A 16,209-nucleotide genomic window follows, 5' to 3' on the forward strand; every position below is an offset into this window, starting at 1 on the left:
CGGACCCGTGCTCACCCGGCTCGGACCGCCGCGTGCTGGCCGGGTTCGAGGAGCACCAGCCGGTCGGCCAGCCCGGCCGCCTCGAAGGCCTTCCGGAGCACGTCCGAGCCCTCGGTGAAGTGCTGCCAGCCGCGGAAGTGCAGCGGGACCACCTTCGCCGCGCCGAGCACCTTCGCGGCTTCGACGGCGTTCTCGCTGGTCAGCGTCAGGGGAGCGCCGTCGAAGAACCGTGTCCGGGCGGCGCCGGCGAAGAGCACCGCGATGTCGACGCGGAACCGCGAAGCGATCTCGCGCACGAGGTCGACCGAGGCGTTGTCGCCGCTGACGTACACGGTCGGGAAGCCGTCGCCGGTCAGCACGAAGCCCGTGACGTCCCCGGTGACCCGCGAAGCCCCTTCGGGTCCGTGCAGGGCCGGGACGGCGGTGACGGTCAGCGGCCCCACCCGCGTCTCCTCCCACGGCGCCAGCCCCCGCGCCGTGCCGCCGAGGCGCGCAGCCCCGCTGGGCGTGATCAGCGTCAACGGCACCGTGGCGAGGTACGCGCGGCCGCGGTCGTCGAGGTTGTCGGGGTGCTGGTCGTGCGACAGCAGCACGGCGTCCACCACCCCGACCGCGGCCTCGGACAGCACCGAATCCTCGGTCTTGACCAGCACGCGCTCGCCGACCGGGTGGTCGCCGGGCGCGTCGAAGGTCGGATCGGTGAGCAGCCGGACGCCGCCCAGTTCCAGGAGTGCCGTCGGGCCGCCGGACAACGTGATCCCCAAAGTCATACCGGGGCCAACAGTGGGAACGCCCGTTCTCTTCCCGTGCCGCCTAAGGCGCCGACTGCCGCCGCGAGCTGATCACGCCGGTGTTGAACCCGGCCAGGTGCAGCCCGCCGGCGAAGCGCGCGTGCTCGATCTTCACGCACCGGTTCATCACGACGTCGAGCCCGGCCTCCCGCGCCCGGTCGGCGGCCGGCTCGTGCCACAACCCGAGTTGCAGCCACAGCGTCCGCGCGCCGGCGTCGACGACCTCGTCGGCCACCTGCGGCAGGTCGTCGTGCTTGCGGAAGACGCTGATCAGGTCCAGCTCGCCCGGGACGTCCTCGAGCGACGCGTACACCGGCTTCCCGAGCAGCGTGTCCAGGCGCGGGTTGACGAAGTTGACCTCGTACCGCGTCGAGGAAAGCAGGTAGGTCGCGACGAAGTAGCTGGGCCGCGCCGGGTTGGCGGACGCGCCGACGATCGTCACCGACTTCGTCCGGTTCAGGATCGCGCGCCGCTCGACGGCCCCGACGTCGTGGGTCATCCCGCCACCGCCTTGCCCAGCGCCTGGTCGAGGTCCCAGACGAGGTCGCCGACGTCCTCCAGCCCGATCGACAGCCGGATCAGGTCCGGCCCGACGCCCGCGGCCGCGAGCTGCTCTTCCGACAGCTGCGCGTGCGTCGTCGACGCCGGGTGGATGACGAGCGACCGCGCGTCCCCGACGTTCGCCAGGTGCGACAGCAGTTCGACCGACTCGACGAACCTCTCGCCGGCCGCGCGGCCGCCGTCGATGCCGAAGGAGAACACCGCGCCCGGCCCGGCGGGCAGGTACTTCTTCGCGAGGTCGTGGTGCGGGTGCGACGGCAGCCCGGCGTAGGACACCCAGGCCACGCGCGGGTCGGCTTCGAGGTGCTCGGCGATCGCGCGGGCGTTGGCGACGTGCGCGTCCATCCGCTGCGGCAGGGTCTCGATCCCTTGCAGCAGCAGGAAAGCCGAGTGCGGCGAGAGCACCGCGCCGATGTCCCGCAGCTGCTCGGCGCGCAGCCGGGTGCAGAACGCGTACTCGCCGAAGTTCTCCCAGTACTTCAGGCCGCCGTAGCTGTCGACGGTCTCGGTCATCCGCGGGAACTTCCCGTTGCCCCAGTCGAACTGCCCGGACTCGACGACGATCCCGCCGAGCGTCGTCCCGTGGCCCCCGAGGAACTTCGTCGCCGAGTGCAGCACGATGTCGGCCCCGTGCTCGATCGGGCGGCACAGGTACGGCGTGGCGAGCGTGGCGTCGACGACCAGCGGGATGTCGTGGGCGTGCGCCAGGTCGGCGAGCGCGGCGAGGTCGGCGATGCCGCCACCGGGGTTGCCGATGACCTCGGTGTAGAGCAGCCGCGTCCGGTCGGTGATCGCGGCGGCGTAGTCGTCGATCCCGCCGCTGACGAACGTCGTCTCGACGCCGAAGCGCCGCAGCGTCCCGGTGAGCTGGGTGACGGTGCCGCCGTAGAGGCCGCTCGCGGACACGATGTGGTCACCGGCCTCGGCGAGCGCGCTGAAGGTGAGGAACTCGGCGGCCTGCCCGCTCGCGGTGGCGACTCCGCCGATGGCCCCTTCGAGACTGGCGACCCGCTCCTCGAAGGCGGCGACGGTCGGGTTCCCGATCCGGCTGTAGACGTTCCCGTACTTCTGCAGCGCGAAGAGGTTGGCGGCGTCGGCCGCGTCCTCGAAGACGAAGCTGGTGGTCTGGTAGATCGGCACGGCCCGGGCCCCGGTCGCGGGATCGGGGGTGCCACCCGCGTGCAGGGCGCGGGTGCGGAAACCCCAGGTGCGTTCACTCATCGGTGTGCACGCTACCCACGGGTTCGCGGGGGCGCTATCCGTCCCAGCGGCCGGTCGCTCAGCCGACGCGCCAGATCTCGGTGTCGACACCGCCGTAGACCTGCAGGAAAGCCTCCGGCACCGGCCGCGCGGGACGTCCCCGGTGGGCGGGTTCGAGCACGCCGAGGAGCTGCGCTTCGACCTTCCACTCGTTGCGCAGGTCCTGGATGGTCCGGCTGAGGTCGGCCTCGCTCAGGCTCGACGTCCCGGCCGCGCGGGCACAGGCCTCGTCGATGAGGTCGATGGCGCTCCTCGGCAGCCGGTGCTGCCGGTCGTACCGCGCGGCCAGCTCCACGGCCGCGGCGAGCACGTCGTCCTCGATCGTGAGGCGGTGGTGGTCGACCAGCCGTCCCCGCATGACCCGCAGCACTTCGACCGCGGATTCCGGCGCCATCTCGACCACCTGGATCGGCTGGAAGAGCTGAGCGAGCGCGGGACTTTCGGCGTTGACCCGGCGATAGCTCTCGGGGGTGGCGGTGCACCCGACGAGGACGTCGCCGTGCAGCACAGCTGCGCTCAGGATTTCGGCGTGTTTGCCGTGCACGGGGTCGGAGATGTCGTCGAGCAGCAGGATGACGTCGTTCCGAGTTCGGACTTCGGCCATTGCTTCGCGTAGTTCTTCGTCGGCGTGGCCACCGCGGTCGAGCGCGTGGACGGCTTTGCCCTTGAGTCGCTCCGGGACTTCGCCTGCGACGATCCGCTGGGCGAGTCCGTCGAAGACCGCTGCCCTGCCGACCCCGTGCTCACCCACAAGGACGGGATTGTGCCGCGTGCGGCGGGAGAGGACCTGGATGAGCCGATCGATCTCTTTGGCGCGGCCGACGACGCGGTCCAGCACACCGTCCCGCGCGAGTTCGGTGAGGCCGCGCCCCAGCTGTTCCAATGGGGACGGTGCCCTTTGTGCCGGTTTCGTGATTTCCGTCGCCGGAGTTTTTGCCTGATTCGGAATGGATTCCAGCACTGTTTGCCGAAGCTCGTCGAGTGAGATGCGCAGGTTGGACAGTACCTCGACCTCCACCCCTTTGCCTTTGCGGATCAGCCCGAGCAGGATGTGTTCTGTCCCGATGTAGCTGTGGCCGAGTCGCAGTGCTTCGCGCAACGCGAGCTCCAGAACTTTCTTCATGTCGGATGTGGAAGGAAGGTGTCCTGCACCGGGAGGCGCCGTGCCCGGACCGACGACCTCGAGTACTTCTTTGTGGAGCACCTCGGAGGTGAGTCCGTGCCGTTCCAGTGCCTGGGCAGCGATCCCTTCGCCTTCGAGCGCCATGGCGATGAGGAGGTGCTCGGCTCCGATGTAGTCGTGCTGCAGCTCCTTGGCCGCCTCCTCGGCCAGGACGACGACACGGCGCGCTCGATCGGTGAAGCGCTCAAACACGGTCCGCCTCCTCCTGCGAAAGCAGCATCAGATCCCGCCGCACCCGGCCGGTCTGAGGCGCCCCTTCACCCAGGTGAACCTTCTGCATCGTCCGCAGCTCCTTCAAAAGCGCAACACTTTCCTCGATCCACCCGGTCAAAGCGAGATTCACCGCGAGAACGTGCTGAGCCCGCCAGCACGCCGGGTCGAGGTGGCCCGAGACGCGGCGAAGGTCGGGCAGCAAGGAACGAAGAGCGACGATCGCCTCCTCTCGAAGCCCCGACTCACCCAGGTTCACCGCCAGCAAATGCCGCGTCCACAGCGTGTCGGCGTGCTCCTCACCGAGCTCGGCGGACTGCCTGACGAACAGGTCCCGCAGCCGCTCGACCGCCTCCGACGGATCTCCGCCCTCCCCGGTCGCGTGGGCGATGAGCTGCTCGGTCCGCCACACCTTCGCGTGCCCGTCACCGAGAAGCGCCTGCTGCCGGGCGAGCACCTTCCGCAAGTCCGGCAACTGCTTCGCCCAGCTCTCGGCCCTCCCACGCCGGATGATCTCCTTCATCCGGACGTCCAGGTCCTCTTCACTCTCGGCCGAAATGGCGTGGTTGCGCGCGATCCGGAACCGCCCCGAATTCTGGCTGCCACGCTTCTGCGGCCGCGGGAGGCCGGCCGCCGTCATCACCGTCGACAGCTGCTGGAAGACGTCGTCGACCGTCAGGTACTCGCCCGCTTCCGGGATTCCGGTCTTCAGCACCCGCAGCAGCCGCCCGGTGAACGCCGTGTGCGCCTCGCCCTCGAGCACGAGCGCGACCTGGTCGCGCTGGGCCGACGTCATCAGGTACGTACCGTCGATGTCCAGCTGACCGACGATCGCCCCGACCGGATCCGCGAGTGTTTCCCCCATCGCCCGCCCCGAATAGCAGGAATCCAGGATGACGACCTTCGTCCGCGCCGGGCTGTCCAGGATCTGGTCTCGCAGCGCGTCGTAGGACAGCGAACCGAAAGTGGGATGCTCGAGATCGCTGTCGGGAAGCCCGAGGTACAGCTCGTGCCGGCGGCCGACGATGCCGTGGCCGACGAAGTAGACGACCAGCAGACCCGTCGCGCCCGCCATCGCCTCGCGGATCCGGCGTCCCAGCTGGGCGATGTCCGGCTCGTCGAGGAGAACCGTGCAGTGCTCCGCCCCGACGAGCCCGTGGTCCGGGTCGGTCAGCACGTCCCGCAGGTCGTGCAGGCACTGCTCGACGACCGGGATGGGAGGCAGGCGCTCGTCGGTGTACTGGGACGTGCCGATGAGGACGACGCGCGATTCCTCCGGAACCGCGCCGGTCATGCCGATTCGCCCTCCCGGAACACGCGGTCGAGGATCGCTTCGATGTCCTCCGACCCGACTCTCTCGGCGTCGATCTCCGCGACGCGGTCACCCCGGCTCACCCGGACGACGACGTGCTTGCCGCGTGGCCGCTGCACCCAGGCCTTCACCGCGGAAGCGAGGACGGTCAGCGCGCCACCGCTGCCGACCGAGATCATGATCGCGTCCGCGATCGTCCCGAGCTCGCCCGGCTTCGGCGCGGCGTAGCGCTTGCTCACCGCCGGTCTCAGCTCGGGGTCGCCGCGCAACCAGTCGAGCAGCGACTCCTGGAGCACGGGATCGTTCACGGAAACGGCGATGTCCATGCGAATGCTCGCCCACCCTCTCGGCCGGTGCAACGTGCCGGGGATGTCGCCGGGCCCTCTGCTCTTGTTACGCGCGGTGCCGGCGCCTGCGCAGGGCTACCCTTCCCCCGTGACGGTGCGCTGGAGCCTGACGATCGACTGCGCGGAACCCCGCGCGCTGGCGAAGTTCTGGGCGGTGGCCCTCGGCTACATCGAGCGTCCGCCCCCGCCGGGGTGCGCGAGCTGGGAGGCGTGGTTCGAGCAGCAGGGCGTACCCGAGGAAGAGTGGGACGACGGCGCGTTCCTGAGCGACCCCGAGGGCGTCCTGCCGAGCATGAGCTTCCTCAAGGTCCCCGAGAGCAAGGTCGCGAAGAACCGCCTCCACCTCGACGTCCACGCCGGCGGCGGCCGCGAGGTGCCCTGGGAGACGCGCTGGGAGCGGGTCGTCGAGGCGATCGCCCGCCTCACCGCGGCGGGTGCGACGGTGCTCCAGGAGCACACCCTGGACGGGCGCCCCGACCACTTCGTGCTGGCGGACCCCGAGGGCAACGAGTTCTGCGTGGTATGAGACCGGCCGTCCACCGGGTATGACCGGGCTCACTCCCGTTCCGGTCACATCGCCCGCCGCCGCGGGGTCTACTCCTGTGACCCCGGGTGAGAGGAACAGAGTGGACGCGCTGACCGAGCGGTTCGAGCGGGAGCGGCCGCGGTTGCGCGCGGTCGCCTACCGGATGCTGGGGTCGGCCGCCGAGGCCGATGACGCCGTCCAGGAGGCGTGGCTGCGGTTCCACCGCACCGACGCCGCCGAGATCGACAACGTCCCCGCGTGGCTGACCACCGTCGTCGCGCGCGTGTGCCTCTCGGCGCTGCGGTCCCGGCGCAACCACCCCGAAGAACCGCTCGACGGGCAGCCCGAGCCCGACGACGAGCGCCGTGATCCCGCGCAGGAAGCCGAGCTGGCCGACGAAGTCGGGCTCGCGCTGCTGGTCGTCCTCGACGCGCTGGGCCCGGCCGAACGCGTCGCCTTCGTGCTCCACGACATGTTCGCGGTGCCGTTCGAAGAGATCGCGCCGATGCTCGGCAAGACGCCGGCCGCGACCCGGCAGCTCGCGAGCCGCGCCCGCCGCCGCGTCAAGGGCGGGACCGCCGCGGACGCGGGCCTGCCCCGGCGGCGCAAGGTCGTCGAAGCGTTCCTGGCGGCGTCCCGCGGCGGCGACTTCGAGGCGCTGCTCGCCCTCCTCGACCCGGACGTCGTCCTGCACGCCGACCGCTTCGCCGGCCCGACGCCGGCGCCGATCGTGCTTCAGGGCGTCGAGAGCGTCCGCCGCGGCGCGATCCTGGCGTCCGAACGCGCCCGCGCGAGCGAGCTGGCCCTCGTCGACGGCGCGCCCGGCCTGCTCATGGTCCGAGAGGGACGGCTCGCGGTGGTCCTGGCGTTCCGCGTCGAGGACGACCGGATCACGGGCATCGACGTCATCGCCGACCCGGACCGGCTGGCGAAGCTCGAGCTGGCCGTCATCGACTGAGCGCGGCGCGAAGGCGGGCTTCGCGCTCGGCGGGCGGCTGACGCGGGCAGCTCACGCACTTCGGGTTGCCTGCTTCATAGATGAGGCAGCACGACGCCCGCCGCACGGCCGGGGTGCGCCCGACGCGCACGAACCGCGGTTTCGGCAGGTCCAGCCCGATCGCCGCGACCAAAGGCTCGGCCAGGGTGATCGCCCGCTCGGGATCGGACGTCCAGAGCAGCCGGTTGCCGATCGAGTCGGTGGCGATGGCGCCCAGCGCGCGCTCCCGGGCCCCGCTGACGGCGGCGATGGTGCCGATCGCGGTGCCGAGGGCGACCTTGAAGGCCGCCCCCAGCTCGGGCAAGCCGCCCTCCAGCGCACGGGTGGACCGCGCGCCGAGGAACCGGCCGTCGGCGACGAGGTCCAGCTCGACGGCGTCCAGCGACGGATCCACGAGCCTCCCGGCGACCAGACCCTCGACAGCCGGCGCCACGAGCACCGACGAGAGCGAGTACCACCAGATCGTGCCCAGCACCTCCGGCCGTGCGCACCCGTACAGCTTCGCCGCGCCGCCGATGCGGGCCCGGACCCACTCCGCGTCCGCGAGCCGGGTCGCGGGGGCGGTCCAGTCGGGCTTCACCCCTTCACCCTTCCAGACGCCGGTAGGTCGACACCGTGAACGACACCGTCACGACCTGCGGCTCGCTCAACGCCGCCAGCCGCGCCCGGCGGTCACCGCGGTCCAGGTGGAACGCCGCCGGCCCCATCCCGACCACCTGCCGCACCTGCTCCGGGGACAGCTCGACCTCCTGGCGGACCGCCGTGCGGCCCGTCCGCGCGAAGTACTCGCCAAGGGTGCCGTCCAGGCGCTCGTCCTTGCGCTCGTCGACCGCCAGCACCAGGTCGCCCAGCTCGCGCAGGTGGTCCGGCGCCGGGGCGGCCACGACCAGCAGGCCGCCGGGGCGCAGCACGCGGTGGAACTCCGGCCCGTTGCGCGGCGCGAAGACGTTCAGCACGACCGACGCCACCTCGTCGCCCACCGGCCACGGCTCCCACAGGTTCCACACCGCCGCGCCCAGCCGCGGGTGGGCGCGGGCCGCCCGTTTCAACGCGGCCGCCGAGACGTCCAGCGCGAGGCCGAACGCGCCGGACGCGTCCAGCACCCGCGCCAGGTAGTAGCCGGTGCCCGCGCCCGCGTCGACGACGAGGTCGTCGGCCTCCGCGCACGCCCGCGCCAGCTCGTCGGCGAGGCCCCGGTAAGCGCCCGACGCGAGGAAGTCCGCGCGGGCCGCGACCATCTCCGCGGTGTCCGCCGTCCCCGCTGGGATTCGCGCGTGCAACAAGTTCACGTAACCCTGTCGCGCTAGATCGAAAGAGTGGCGGTTCCCGCAACGCAGCGTGCGATCGGCTAGCCCGATCAGGTCACCGCAGACCGAACACCGCAACGCCTCCACCACTCGGGGTGGCAGTGGGTCATTACCGGAGCCGCTCGCCGTCATGGGGCTATTCGACCACGGCGTAAAGCAACCGGACACTTCAGCACAGGTCTCCGGAAACCTGTCCGTAACAACCCGGCGCGGACAGTTCACGCGGGTGAAACCTCTCGCGCCGCCCCGTGAAACACCGCGCGCCAAAACTGCCAACGCACGAACCCAGGGCACGGGAGGACGATGTGCTGAACGCAGGAGACACCGCATGGGTACTGGCCAGCGCCGCGCTGGTCATGCTCATGACCCCAGGACTGGCGTTCTTCTACGGCGGGATGGTCCGCGCGAAGAGCGTCTTGAACATGCTGATGATGAACTTCATCGCGCTGGCCGTAGTGGGGGTGCTGTGGGCCCTCTACGGGTTCACGATGTCCTTCGGCGACGACGCGTTCGGCGGTTTGCTGGGTAACTTCCACTTCGCCGGTCTCGAGAACACCTTCGGCAAGCTCGCCGGGTTCGCGACGGCCGCCACCGACACCAGCCCGGCCGTCGCCTGGCCCGGCTCGGACGGCTTGCCCGTCCTCGCCTTCGTCATGTTCCAGCTGATGTTCGCGATCATCACCCCCGCGCTGATCTCCGGCGCCATCGCCGACCGCGCGAAGTTCTGGGGCTGGACGCTGTTCGTCGTCGTCTGGGTGACGATCGTGTACTTCCCGGTCGCGCACTGGGTGTTCTCGTTCAACGGCTTCATCGGCGAGAACTCCGTCGGCGGCTGGATCGCCAACAACCTCAAGGCACTCGACTTCGCCGGGGGTACCGCGGTCCACATCAACGCCGGTGCCGCGGGCCTCGCCCTCGCCATCGTGCTCGGCAAGCGCAAGGGCTTCCCGAAGGACACCGGCCGGCCGCACAACGTGCCGTTCGTGCTGCTCGGCGCGTCCCTGCTGTGGTTCGGCTGGTACGGCTTCAACGCCGGTTCGGCGCTGGCCGCCAACGACCTCGCCGCCGTCGCGTTCACCAACACCACCGTCGCCACCGCCGCCGCCGTCCTCGGCTGGCTGGTCGTGGAGCAGCTGAAGTTCGGCAAGCCGACCACCCTCGGTGCCGCGTCCGGCGCGGTCGCCGGCCTGGTCGCGATCACCCCGGCGTGCGGTTTCGTGAGCCCGATCGGCGCCATCGCGATCGGCCTCATCGCCGGTGTGCTGTGCGCGCTCGCCATCTCGCTCAAGTTCAAGTTCGGCTTCGACGACTCGCTCGACGTCGTCGGCGTCCACCTGGTCGGCGGCATCGTCGGCACGCTGCTGATCGGCTTCTTCGGCACCACCAGCGTCAACTCCCTCGGCGCCGACGGGCTCTTCTACGGCGGCGGGTTCACCCAGCTGGGCCGCCAGGCGCTGGCCGCCGGCGCGGTGCTCGCGTACTCCTTCGTGCTGTCCTTCATCATCGGCTTCGTGATCAAGAAGGCCGGCGGCTTCCGCGTCAGCACCGAGGACGAGGTCACCGGCATCGACGAGGCCCAGCACGCGGAGAGCGCGTACGACTTCACCGGTTCGGGCGGTGGCCTCGGCCAGCCGACGATCATCCCGGTCAAGTCCGCCGCCGGCACCGCGAAACTCGAGGAGAGCAAGGCATGAAGCTCATCACGGCGATTGTGAAGCCGTTCACGCTCGACGACGTCCGCTCCGCGCTGGAGCAGCTGGGCGTCCTGGGCATGACCGTCAGCGAAGTCCAGGGTTACGGCCGCCAGAAGGGCCACACCGAGGTCTACCGCGGTGCGGAGTACTCGGTGGACTTCGTGGCCAAGCTGAAGATCGAGGTCGTCACCGACGACACCAACGTGGAGAAGGTCCTCGAGGCCATCACCACGGCCGCGCACACCGGCAAGATCGGTGACGGCAAGGTGTGGGTGACCCCGGTCGAGACGGTCATCCGGGTACGCACCGGCGAGCGCGGCACGGACGCCCTATAAGGCGACGGGGATGGCCGACGGGGGCGAACTGGTCAAGGCCACCGAGCGTTTGCTCGAGGGCAGGCACGGGAGGCTGGGGGCGTCCGCACTGCGGGCGGCCCTGGTCGACCTCTACGAGTTCTGGCTGGGCAGGGGAGCCTCGGCGGCCGGCGTCGACACCGCGGAACCGGGTGTCGCGCTGGTCGCCGTGGGCGGGCTCGGCCGCCGGGAGCTGGTGCCGTTCTCCGATCTCGACCTGCTGCTGGTGCACAACGGCAACAGCGGCGTCGGCGAGATCGCGGACGCGCTCTGGTACCCGTTGTGGGACGCGAAAGTCGGGCTGGACCACTCGGTCCGCACGCCCGGCGAAGCGCTGAAGGTCGCTTCGGAGGACCTTCGCGTGGCGATGGGCCTGCTCGACGCCCGGCACCTCGCCGGGGACGCCGAGCTGAGCGGCAGGCTGGTTTCGGCGGCGCGCGAGCAGTGGCGCCGCACCGCGCGCAAGCAGATCCCGGACATGACGGCGTCGGTCCGGCAGCGCTGGGCCCGCAGCGGCGAGATCGCGCAGTCCGCCGAACCCGACCTCAAGCACGGCCGGGGCGGGCTGCGGGACTTCGCCGTCCTGGAAGCACTGGCCGCGGCGCAGCTCACCGCGCGTCCGGGCGAAGAACTGCTGGAGGCCAAGGAACTTCTGCTCGACGTCCGCACCGAGCTGCGGCGCGAGATCCGGCGCGAACGGGACGTCCTGGCCGCGCCGGAGGCCGAGCTGGTCGCCGCCGAACTCGGCTTCGGCGACCGGTTCACGCTGGCCCGCAAGCTGTCCGGCGCGGGCCGCACCATCGCGTACGCGCTGGACGTGGCTCTCCGGTCCACTGTGGAGCAGCCGAAGACGCGCTTCGGGCGCCGTCCGTCGCGGACGCCGCTCGCGGAAAACGTGGTGCTGCACGGGAACGAGGTCGCGCTGGCCCGCGACGCCGTCCCGGCGAAGGACCCGGCGCTGCTGCTGCGGGTGGCCGCGGCGTCGGCGCGCACCGGGAAGCCGATCGCGCTCGGCACGTTGAAAGCGCTGGCGGAATCGGCGCCGGAGCTGCGCGCGCCGTGGCCGGCGGAGGCGTTGAACGCGCTGGTCGAGCTGCTGGGCGCGGGGGAGGGCCTGGTCGACGCGGTCGAGTCGCTCGACCGGACCGGCCTGTGGTCCCGGCTGTTCCCCGAGTGGGGCGCGGTCCGCGACCTGCCGCCGCGCTCGCCGGTGCACCAGTGGACGGTCGACCGCCACCTCGTGCGCACCTGCGTCGAGGCGGCCAAGCTGACCACCACGGTCGCGCGGCCGGACCTGCTGCTGATCGGCGCGCTGCTGCACGACATCGGCAAGGGCCGCGACGCCGATCATTCGGAGCTGGGCGCCAAGATCTCCGCCCAGGTCGCGACCCGCCTCGGCCTCAGCCCGGCCGACGTCGCGACGGTGTCGGCGATGGTCCGCCACCACCTGTTGCTGCCGCACACGGCGACCCGGCGCGACATCAGCGAGCCGGCCACGGTGGCGCGGGTGGTGAAGACGCTGGACAGCGACCTGGTCCTGGTCGAGCTGCTGCACGCGTTGACCCAGGCGGATTCGCTGGCCACCGGCCCGGGTGTGTGGACGGACTGGAAGGCCCGCCTGCTCGCGGAACTGGTGTCGGGCTGTGAGGAAGTGCTGCACGGCAAGGGTTTCACGGCTCCATCGCCGATGGACGACGAACAACGCGAACTCGTCGCTTCGGCGGTGGCGTCGGGCACGGGCCAGATCCGCATCAGCTCCCACGGCAAGGTGGTGACGGTCCTGCTGGCGGTCCCGGCCCGCGCGGAACTCCTGGCCCCGGCGGCGGGCGTACTGGCGCTGAATTCCCTGGAGGTCCACGCGGCGGTCCTGCGCGGCCACGACGGCGGCCGGGCGGGCGTGTTCACGGCGTCCCCGAAGTTCGGCTCCTTGCCGGACGCGACGCTGCTGCGCGAGCAGTTCGCCCGGGCGGTCGCGGGCACCCTGCCCCTGACCCAGCGCCTGGCGGCGAAGGAACGCGACTACGGCTCCCCGTCGGCGGCTTCGGTGGCGCCGAAGGTCCTGTGGTTCGACGACGAGGCAACGGGCCCGGATACGGTGGTCCTGGAGCTGCGCGCGGCCGACCGCATCGGCCTCCTGTTCCGGGTGGCGGGCGCGTTGCGGAGGTGCGACGCGGAGGTCCGCTGGGCAAAGGCATCGACGCTGGGCGGAGCGGTGGTGGACTCGTTCGCGGTGACCCCCCGCAGCGGCCGCATCGAGCCCGGCTGGCGCCGAGAGGTGGAACAGGCCGTCCTGGCGGCGGCTTCCTGAAGCGCGTTTGTTCGGAGCCGCATGGACCCGCGGCTCCGAACAATGCGGTAACGGCTGTAACGACCGGTGCCCGCTCACCGAGATCTTCCGCATGGCCGGGACCAAAATCCAAGCAGCGGAGCACACCGTCGGCGAGATCTTCGACGACGCCTACCAATTCACCATCCCTCGTTACCAGCGCCCGTACGCGTGGACGACGGAGCAGGCCGGTGAGATGTTCGACGATCTCCTGGCCGCTTCCCGGTCGAGAGACTCGCTGTCCGAATCGGATCCCTACTTCCTGGGGAGCATCGTCCTCGTCAAAGCGGAAAAGCAGGCGCTCGCCGAGGTGGTCGACGGACAGCAGCGCCTCACCACCTTGACGGTGCTCTACAGCGTCCTCCGCGAACAGGTCTCGCCGGAGTTCGCTGCTTCGCTCGAGAAGCGCATCTTCCAGAAGGGCGACCCGATCAAGGGCACCGCCGACCAGCCGCGGCTCCGGTTGCGGGATCAGGACCAGGGCTTCTTCGAGAAGTACATCCAGGAGCGATCCGGCAACGACCTGCTGCCGGACCTGCGGAACGTGACGCCGGACAGTCGGCTCCGGCTGGTCGAGAACGCGCTGCTGTTCAAGACCCGGTTGAACGCGCTCGAGACGGTGGAGCGCGAGCGGCTGGTCTCGTTCATCGACATGTACACCTACCTCGTCGTCGTGGCGACCGTCGACTTCGAGTCCGCCTACCGGATCTTCTCGGTCCTCAACGAACGCGGCCTGGACCTCACCCACACCGACATCCTGAAGTCGGAGATCATCGGCAAGATCCCGGAAGCCGACCAAGACGCCTACACCACCAAGTGGGCACAGGAGGAAGACGACCTCGGCCGAAACGACTTCGGCGATCTCTTCTCCCACATCCGGATGGTGTACGCGAAGACGAAGGCCCGGGAGTCGATCCTCAAGGAATTCCGGGCGTCCGTGCTGAGCCGGGTACCCGACGGCAAGAAGTTCATCGACGACGTGCTGGTTCCCTTTTCGGACGCTTTCGAGGTGGTCAGGAGCGCCAGCTACGCCGGGGGACCGGGCGCCGAGGAGATCAACCGGCTCCTGGCCTGGCTGAAACAGCTCGACAACACGGACTGGATCCCGCCGGCGATCAGCTACTTCAGCCGGCCGACCGCCGACTCCGCGTCATTGCTGCGTTTCCTCGGCGACCTCGAACGCCTCGCCGCCAGCATGCTCGTGCGCCGGGTGGACATCACCCGCCGGGTCGAGCGGTACGGCCGCGTCCTCGACTGGCTGGAGAAGGACCGCGACCTCTACGCCCCGGAGTCCCCGCTGCAGCTTTCCGGGGACGAACAGGCGGAAACCCTGGCGAAACTGAGCGCGGAGATCTACACGGTGACGAGGATCCGCCTGTACGTGCTGCTCCGCCTCGACTCGGCCTTGTCGGACGGGGGAACGAACTACGACGGCTACCCACTGATCAGCGTGGAGCACGTCCTCCCGCAGTCCCCGGACGTGGACAGCGTGTGGACCCACGCGTTCACCGCGCAGGAACGGCTCTACTGGGTGCACCGCCTGGCGAACCTCGTCCTGCTCTCGAAACGGAAGAACTCCCAGGCGAGCAACTTCGAGTTCGAGGTGAAGAAGACCAAGTACTTCCAGAAAACGAGCTGGCCACCGTTCGTGCTGACTTCCCAGGTGCTCGCGTCGGACGGCTGGACCCCGGCCGTCCTCGAAGAGCGTCAGGAGACCTTGCTGAAGGTGCTCGGCGGCCTCTGGCGGCTGGAGGCGGCGGCTTCCTAAGCCGGCGCGGTGCCGTCGACCACCTGGTTGCGGCCCGCGTCCTTGGCCCGGTACAGGGCCTTGTCCGCGGCCTGCAGCAGGCGGTCGACGGCCGTGCCGCCGTCCGGGTACGTCGCCACGCCGATCGATGCCGACAGGTCGCCGATCACCCGGGACGCCGTGCCGTCGAAGTACTCGACCTTCAGCGTCTCGATCGCCGAGCGGATGCGCTCCGCCACCGCCAGGACCGCCGCCGGGCCGATCTCCGGGAGCAGGACCACGAACTCCTCGCCGCCGAAGCGGCCGACCGAGTCGTAGTCGCGGACCGCGCTCTTGATCGTCGCCGCGACCGCGCGCAGCACCGCGTCGCCCGCCAGGTGGCCGTGCTCGTCGTTGATCAGCTTGAAGTGGTCGAGGTCGATCATCAGCACGCCGAACGTGCTCCGCTTGCTGCGCTGGGCGCGTGCCAGCTCGCGTGAAGCGAGCACGTGCCAGCCGGTCGTGTTGAACAGGCCGGTCTTCTCGTCGGTCGTCGCCGCGATCTCCAGCTGCTTGATCAGCACCGCCCGGTGCAGCACCAGCAGCGGCGGCACGATCGCGACGGCGAGCGCGGGCAGCGTCGCCAGCGTCAGCGCCGTGAGCAGGCCCAGACACAGCGTCGCGACCTCGAGGAGGTTGTCACCGAGGCCGCCGAAGAACGCCTTCACCGAGCGCGTCGTGATGGTCAGCGCCGGCAGGATCGTGATCGCCGAGACCAGGAAGTACGCCGCCGCGGCGAGCGCGATGGCCGTGACGCCCCGCCAGCCCGACGTCAGCGCCGTGTACATGTCGGGGACGCCGAGGCGGCTCAGCACGAACTCGGCCGCGTAGCAGGTGATGACGACGAGCGTCGCGTTCAGCGTGGTCCGGAACGGCGGCACGCGCTTGATCCGCGCGAGGCTGCGCGTCGCCAGGTGCAGGTAGAGGACGGCGATCAACGCCGTGACCAGCGCGGGCGGCAGGAGCAGCACGCCGGCGAACGTCCAGACCGACGTCAGGTTGATGTGCGGGGTGTCCGACACCAGCCGCCGGACGCGCTCGACCTGACGGCCCAGCTCCGCCTGCAGCACACCGAGCCCGGCGAGCACCCCGAGGACGGCCACGTCCCACGTCCGCACCGGTACTTCGGCGGCCGTCCAGACGGTGGCCACGAGCGCGACGGACTCGACGAGGAAGCAGTAGAAGACGAGCGATCCGCGCTGCCGCCAGAGCGTCCAGCGAGCAGGGTTCAGCGCCCCTCGGATCCTGGCCGCGTGGCGTTCGGCCGGACGGGCGCCGTCCATACTCAAGGCGGTCCAACTCCCCTGGGTGAGCCGACGATCCGCGTCCACCCCACCACACCGGGCGGCCGCGATCGACGAGTGCCACACGATCGGAGCAGCGAAGGGAGGCCGCCGTCATGCGCAACCGCGAATCCTGACTCGTCACTGTCCTGTTCGTACGCCCGGAAGGAGTAGCGCCGTGCGCAATCGCGAGTCCTGAAGCCCACGCCAGCCGCCCGTCCGCACGCCGGAGAGGAGAGCCCCGTGCGCAACCGCGAGTCCTGAACCGCAGCC

Annotated in this window: 15 protein-coding genes; 6 read left to right on the plus strand and 9 right to left on the minus strand. The window is 70.5% G+C overall.

Annotation, left to right across the window (positions count from 1 at the left end; translation table 11 throughout):
* Positions 1–11 precede the first annotated feature (11 nt).
* From AB0B33_RS45035 to AB0B33_RS45060, 6 genes are read right to left on the minus strand one after another with little or no spacing between them, the layout of a single operon-like run.
* On the minus strand, positions 12–770 hold the full coding sequence (locus AB0B33_RS45035; RefSeq protein ID WP_360783889.1) for an MBL fold metallo-hydrolase: 759 nt from the start codon (positions 768–770) through the stop codon (positions 12–14).
* A 43-nt stretch (positions 771–813) separates the two neighbouring features.
* The gene (locus AB0B33_RS45040) at positions 814–1,290 is read right to left on the minus strand and encodes a CoA-binding protein (RefSeq protein ID WP_360783891.1); all 477 of its coding nucleotides are present in this window, start codon (positions 1,288–1,290) and stop codon (positions 814–816) included.
* The gene (locus AB0B33_RS45045) at positions 1,287–2,573 is read right to left on the minus strand and encodes an O-acetylhomoserine aminocarboxypropyltransferase/cysteine synthase family protein (RefSeq protein ID WP_360783894.1); all 1,287 of its coding nucleotides are present in this window, start codon (positions 2,571–2,573) and stop codon (positions 1,287–1,289) included. Before AB0B33_RS45045 ends, AB0B33_RS45040 begins: the two co-directional genes overlap by 4 nt.
* A 58-nt stretch (positions 2,574–2,631) precedes the next feature.
* A complete protein-coding gene (locus AB0B33_RS45050; protein ID WP_360783896.1) occupies positions 2,632–3,987 on the minus strand; it encodes a Clp protease N-terminal domain-containing protein in 1,356 nt (451 codons plus the stop codon).
* Positions 3,980–5,299 carry a caspase family protein gene (locus tag AB0B33_RS45055; protein WP_360783899.1) on the minus strand — a complete coding sequence of 440 codons (1,320 nt, stop codon included), beginning with the start codon at positions 5,297–5,299 and terminating at the stop codon, positions 3,980–3,982. The genes AB0B33_RS45050 and AB0B33_RS45055 overlap by 8 nt, the downstream gene beginning before the upstream one ends.
* On the minus strand, positions 5,296–5,643 hold the full coding sequence (locus AB0B33_RS45060; protein WP_360783902.1) for a hypothetical protein: 348 nt from the start codon (positions 5,641–5,643) through the stop codon (positions 5,296–5,298). Before AB0B33_RS45060 ends, AB0B33_RS45055 begins: the two co-directional genes overlap by 4 nt.
* 109 nt (positions 5,644–5,752) lie before the next feature.
* Here AB0B33_RS45060 and AB0B33_RS45065 point away from each other — a divergent pair, with 109 nt between their 5' ends.
* Positions 5,753–6,190, plus strand: coding sequence for a VOC family protein (locus tag AB0B33_RS45065; protein WP_360783905.1), 438 nt, complete (start codon positions 5,753–5,755; stop codon positions 6,188–6,190).
* 100 nt (positions 6,191–6,290) lie between these two features.
* Complete coding sequence (locus AB0B33_RS45070) at positions 6,291–7,148, plus strand: sigma-70 family RNA polymerase sigma factor (protein WP_360783907.1); 858 nt, start codon at positions 6,291–6,293, stop codon at positions 7,146–7,148.
* Here AB0B33_RS45070 and AB0B33_RS45075 read toward each other — a convergent pair.
* Both AB0B33_RS45075 and AB0B33_RS45080 read right to left on the minus strand, forming a co-directional pair.
* Positions 7,138–7,767, minus strand: a complete 630-nt coding sequence (locus tag AB0B33_RS45075) for a (2Fe-2S)-binding protein (protein ID WP_360783909.1) — start codon at positions 7,765–7,767, stop codon at positions 7,138–7,140. The genes AB0B33_RS45070 and AB0B33_RS45075 overlap by 11 nt on opposite strands.
* Before the next feature lie 4 nt (positions 7,768–7,771).
* Positions 7,772–8,626: a putative RNA methyltransferase gene (locus AB0B33_RS45080; protein WP_360783911.1), complete on the minus strand. Its 855-nt coding sequence runs from the start codon at positions 8,624–8,626 to the stop codon at positions 7,772–7,774.
* 173 nt (positions 8,627–8,799) lie between these two features.
* On the opposite strand from AB0B33_RS45080, the gene AB0B33_RS45085 reads away from it, so the two are divergent.
* From AB0B33_RS45085 to AB0B33_RS45100, 4 genes are all read left to right on the plus strand, one after another.
* Positions 8,800–10,188 carry an ammonium transporter gene (locus AB0B33_RS45085; RefSeq protein ID WP_247013013.1) on the plus strand — a complete coding sequence of 463 codons (1,389 nt, stop codon included), beginning with the start codon at positions 8,800–8,802 and terminating at the stop codon, positions 10,186–10,188.
* Complete coding sequence (locus tag AB0B33_RS45090) at positions 10,185–10,523, plus strand: P-II family nitrogen regulator (protein ID WP_086677886.1); 339 nt, start codon at positions 10,185–10,187, stop codon at positions 10,521–10,523. The genes AB0B33_RS45085 and AB0B33_RS45090 overlap by 4 nt, the downstream gene beginning before the upstream one ends.
* 10 nt (positions 10,524–10,533) lie before the next feature.
* Entirely contained in the window at positions 10,534–12,849 is a 2,316-nt protein-coding gene (locus tag AB0B33_RS45095; RefSeq protein ID WP_360783915.1) for a [protein-PII] uridylyltransferase, read from the plus strand.
* Between the two features lie 91 nt (positions 12,850–12,940).
* Complete coding sequence (locus AB0B33_RS45100; RefSeq protein ID WP_360783918.1) at positions 12,941–14,635, plus strand: DUF262 domain-containing HNH endonuclease family protein; 1,695 nt, start codon at positions 12,941–12,943, stop codon at positions 14,633–14,635.
* On the opposite strand, the gene AB0B33_RS45105 is transcribed toward AB0B33_RS45100, so the two are convergent.
* Positions 14,632–15,936: a GGDEF domain-containing protein gene (locus AB0B33_RS45105; RefSeq protein WP_360783963.1), complete on the minus strand. Its 1,305-nt coding sequence runs from the start codon at positions 15,934–15,936 to the stop codon at positions 14,632–14,634. The two genes, AB0B33_RS45100 and AB0B33_RS45105, sit on opposite strands and share 4 nt — an antisense overlap.
* Positions 15,937–16,209 lie beyond the last annotated feature (273 nt).

Origin of the sequence: Amycolatopsis sp. NPDC049159, assembly GCF_040648295.1 — a bacterium.
GTDB classification, from domain to species: Bacteria; Actinomycetota; Actinomycetes; order Mycobacteriales; family Pseudonocardiaceae; genus Amycolatopsis; species Amycolatopsis pretoriensis_A.

Coding starts and splice junctions, on each gene's coding strand:
- AB0B33_RS45045 (WP_360783894.1), bottom strand. CDS start 2,573: ATGAGTGAACGCACCTGGGGTTTCCGCACCCGCGCCCTGCACGCGGGT.
- AB0B33_RS45080 (WP_360783911.1), bottom strand. CDS start 8,626: ATGACGGCGAGCGGCTCCGGTAATGACCCACTGCCACCCCGAGTGGTG.
- AB0B33_RS45095 (WP_360783915.1), top strand. CDS start 10,534: ATGGCCGACGGGGGCGAACTGGTCAAGGCCACCGAGCGTTTGCTCGAG.
- AB0B33_RS45090 (WP_086677886.1), top strand. CDS start 10,185: ATGAAGCTCATCACGGCGATTGTGAAGCCGTTCACGCTCGACGACGTC.
- AB0B33_RS45035 (WP_360783889.1), bottom strand. CDS start 770: ATGACTTTGGGGATCACGTTGTCCGGCGGCCCGACGGCACTCCTGGAA.
- AB0B33_RS45060 (WP_360783902.1), bottom strand. CDS start 5,643: ATGGACATCGCCGTTTCCGTGAACGATCCCGTGCTCCAGGAGTCGCTG.
- AB0B33_RS45040 (WP_360783891.1), bottom strand. CDS start 1,290: ATGACCCACGACGTCGGGGCCGTCGAGCGGCGCGCGATCCTGAACCGG.
- AB0B33_RS45105 (WP_360783963.1), bottom strand. CDS start 15,936: ATGGACGGCGCCCGTCCGGCCGAACGCCACGCGGCCAGGATCCGAGGG.
- AB0B33_RS45055 (WP_360783899.1), bottom strand. CDS start 5,299: ATGACCGGCGCGGTTCCGGAGGAATCGCGCGTCGTCCTCATCGGCACG.
- AB0B33_RS45100 (WP_360783918.1), top strand. CDS start 12,941: ATGGCCGGGACCAAAATCCAAGCAGCGGAGCACACCGTCGGCGAGATC.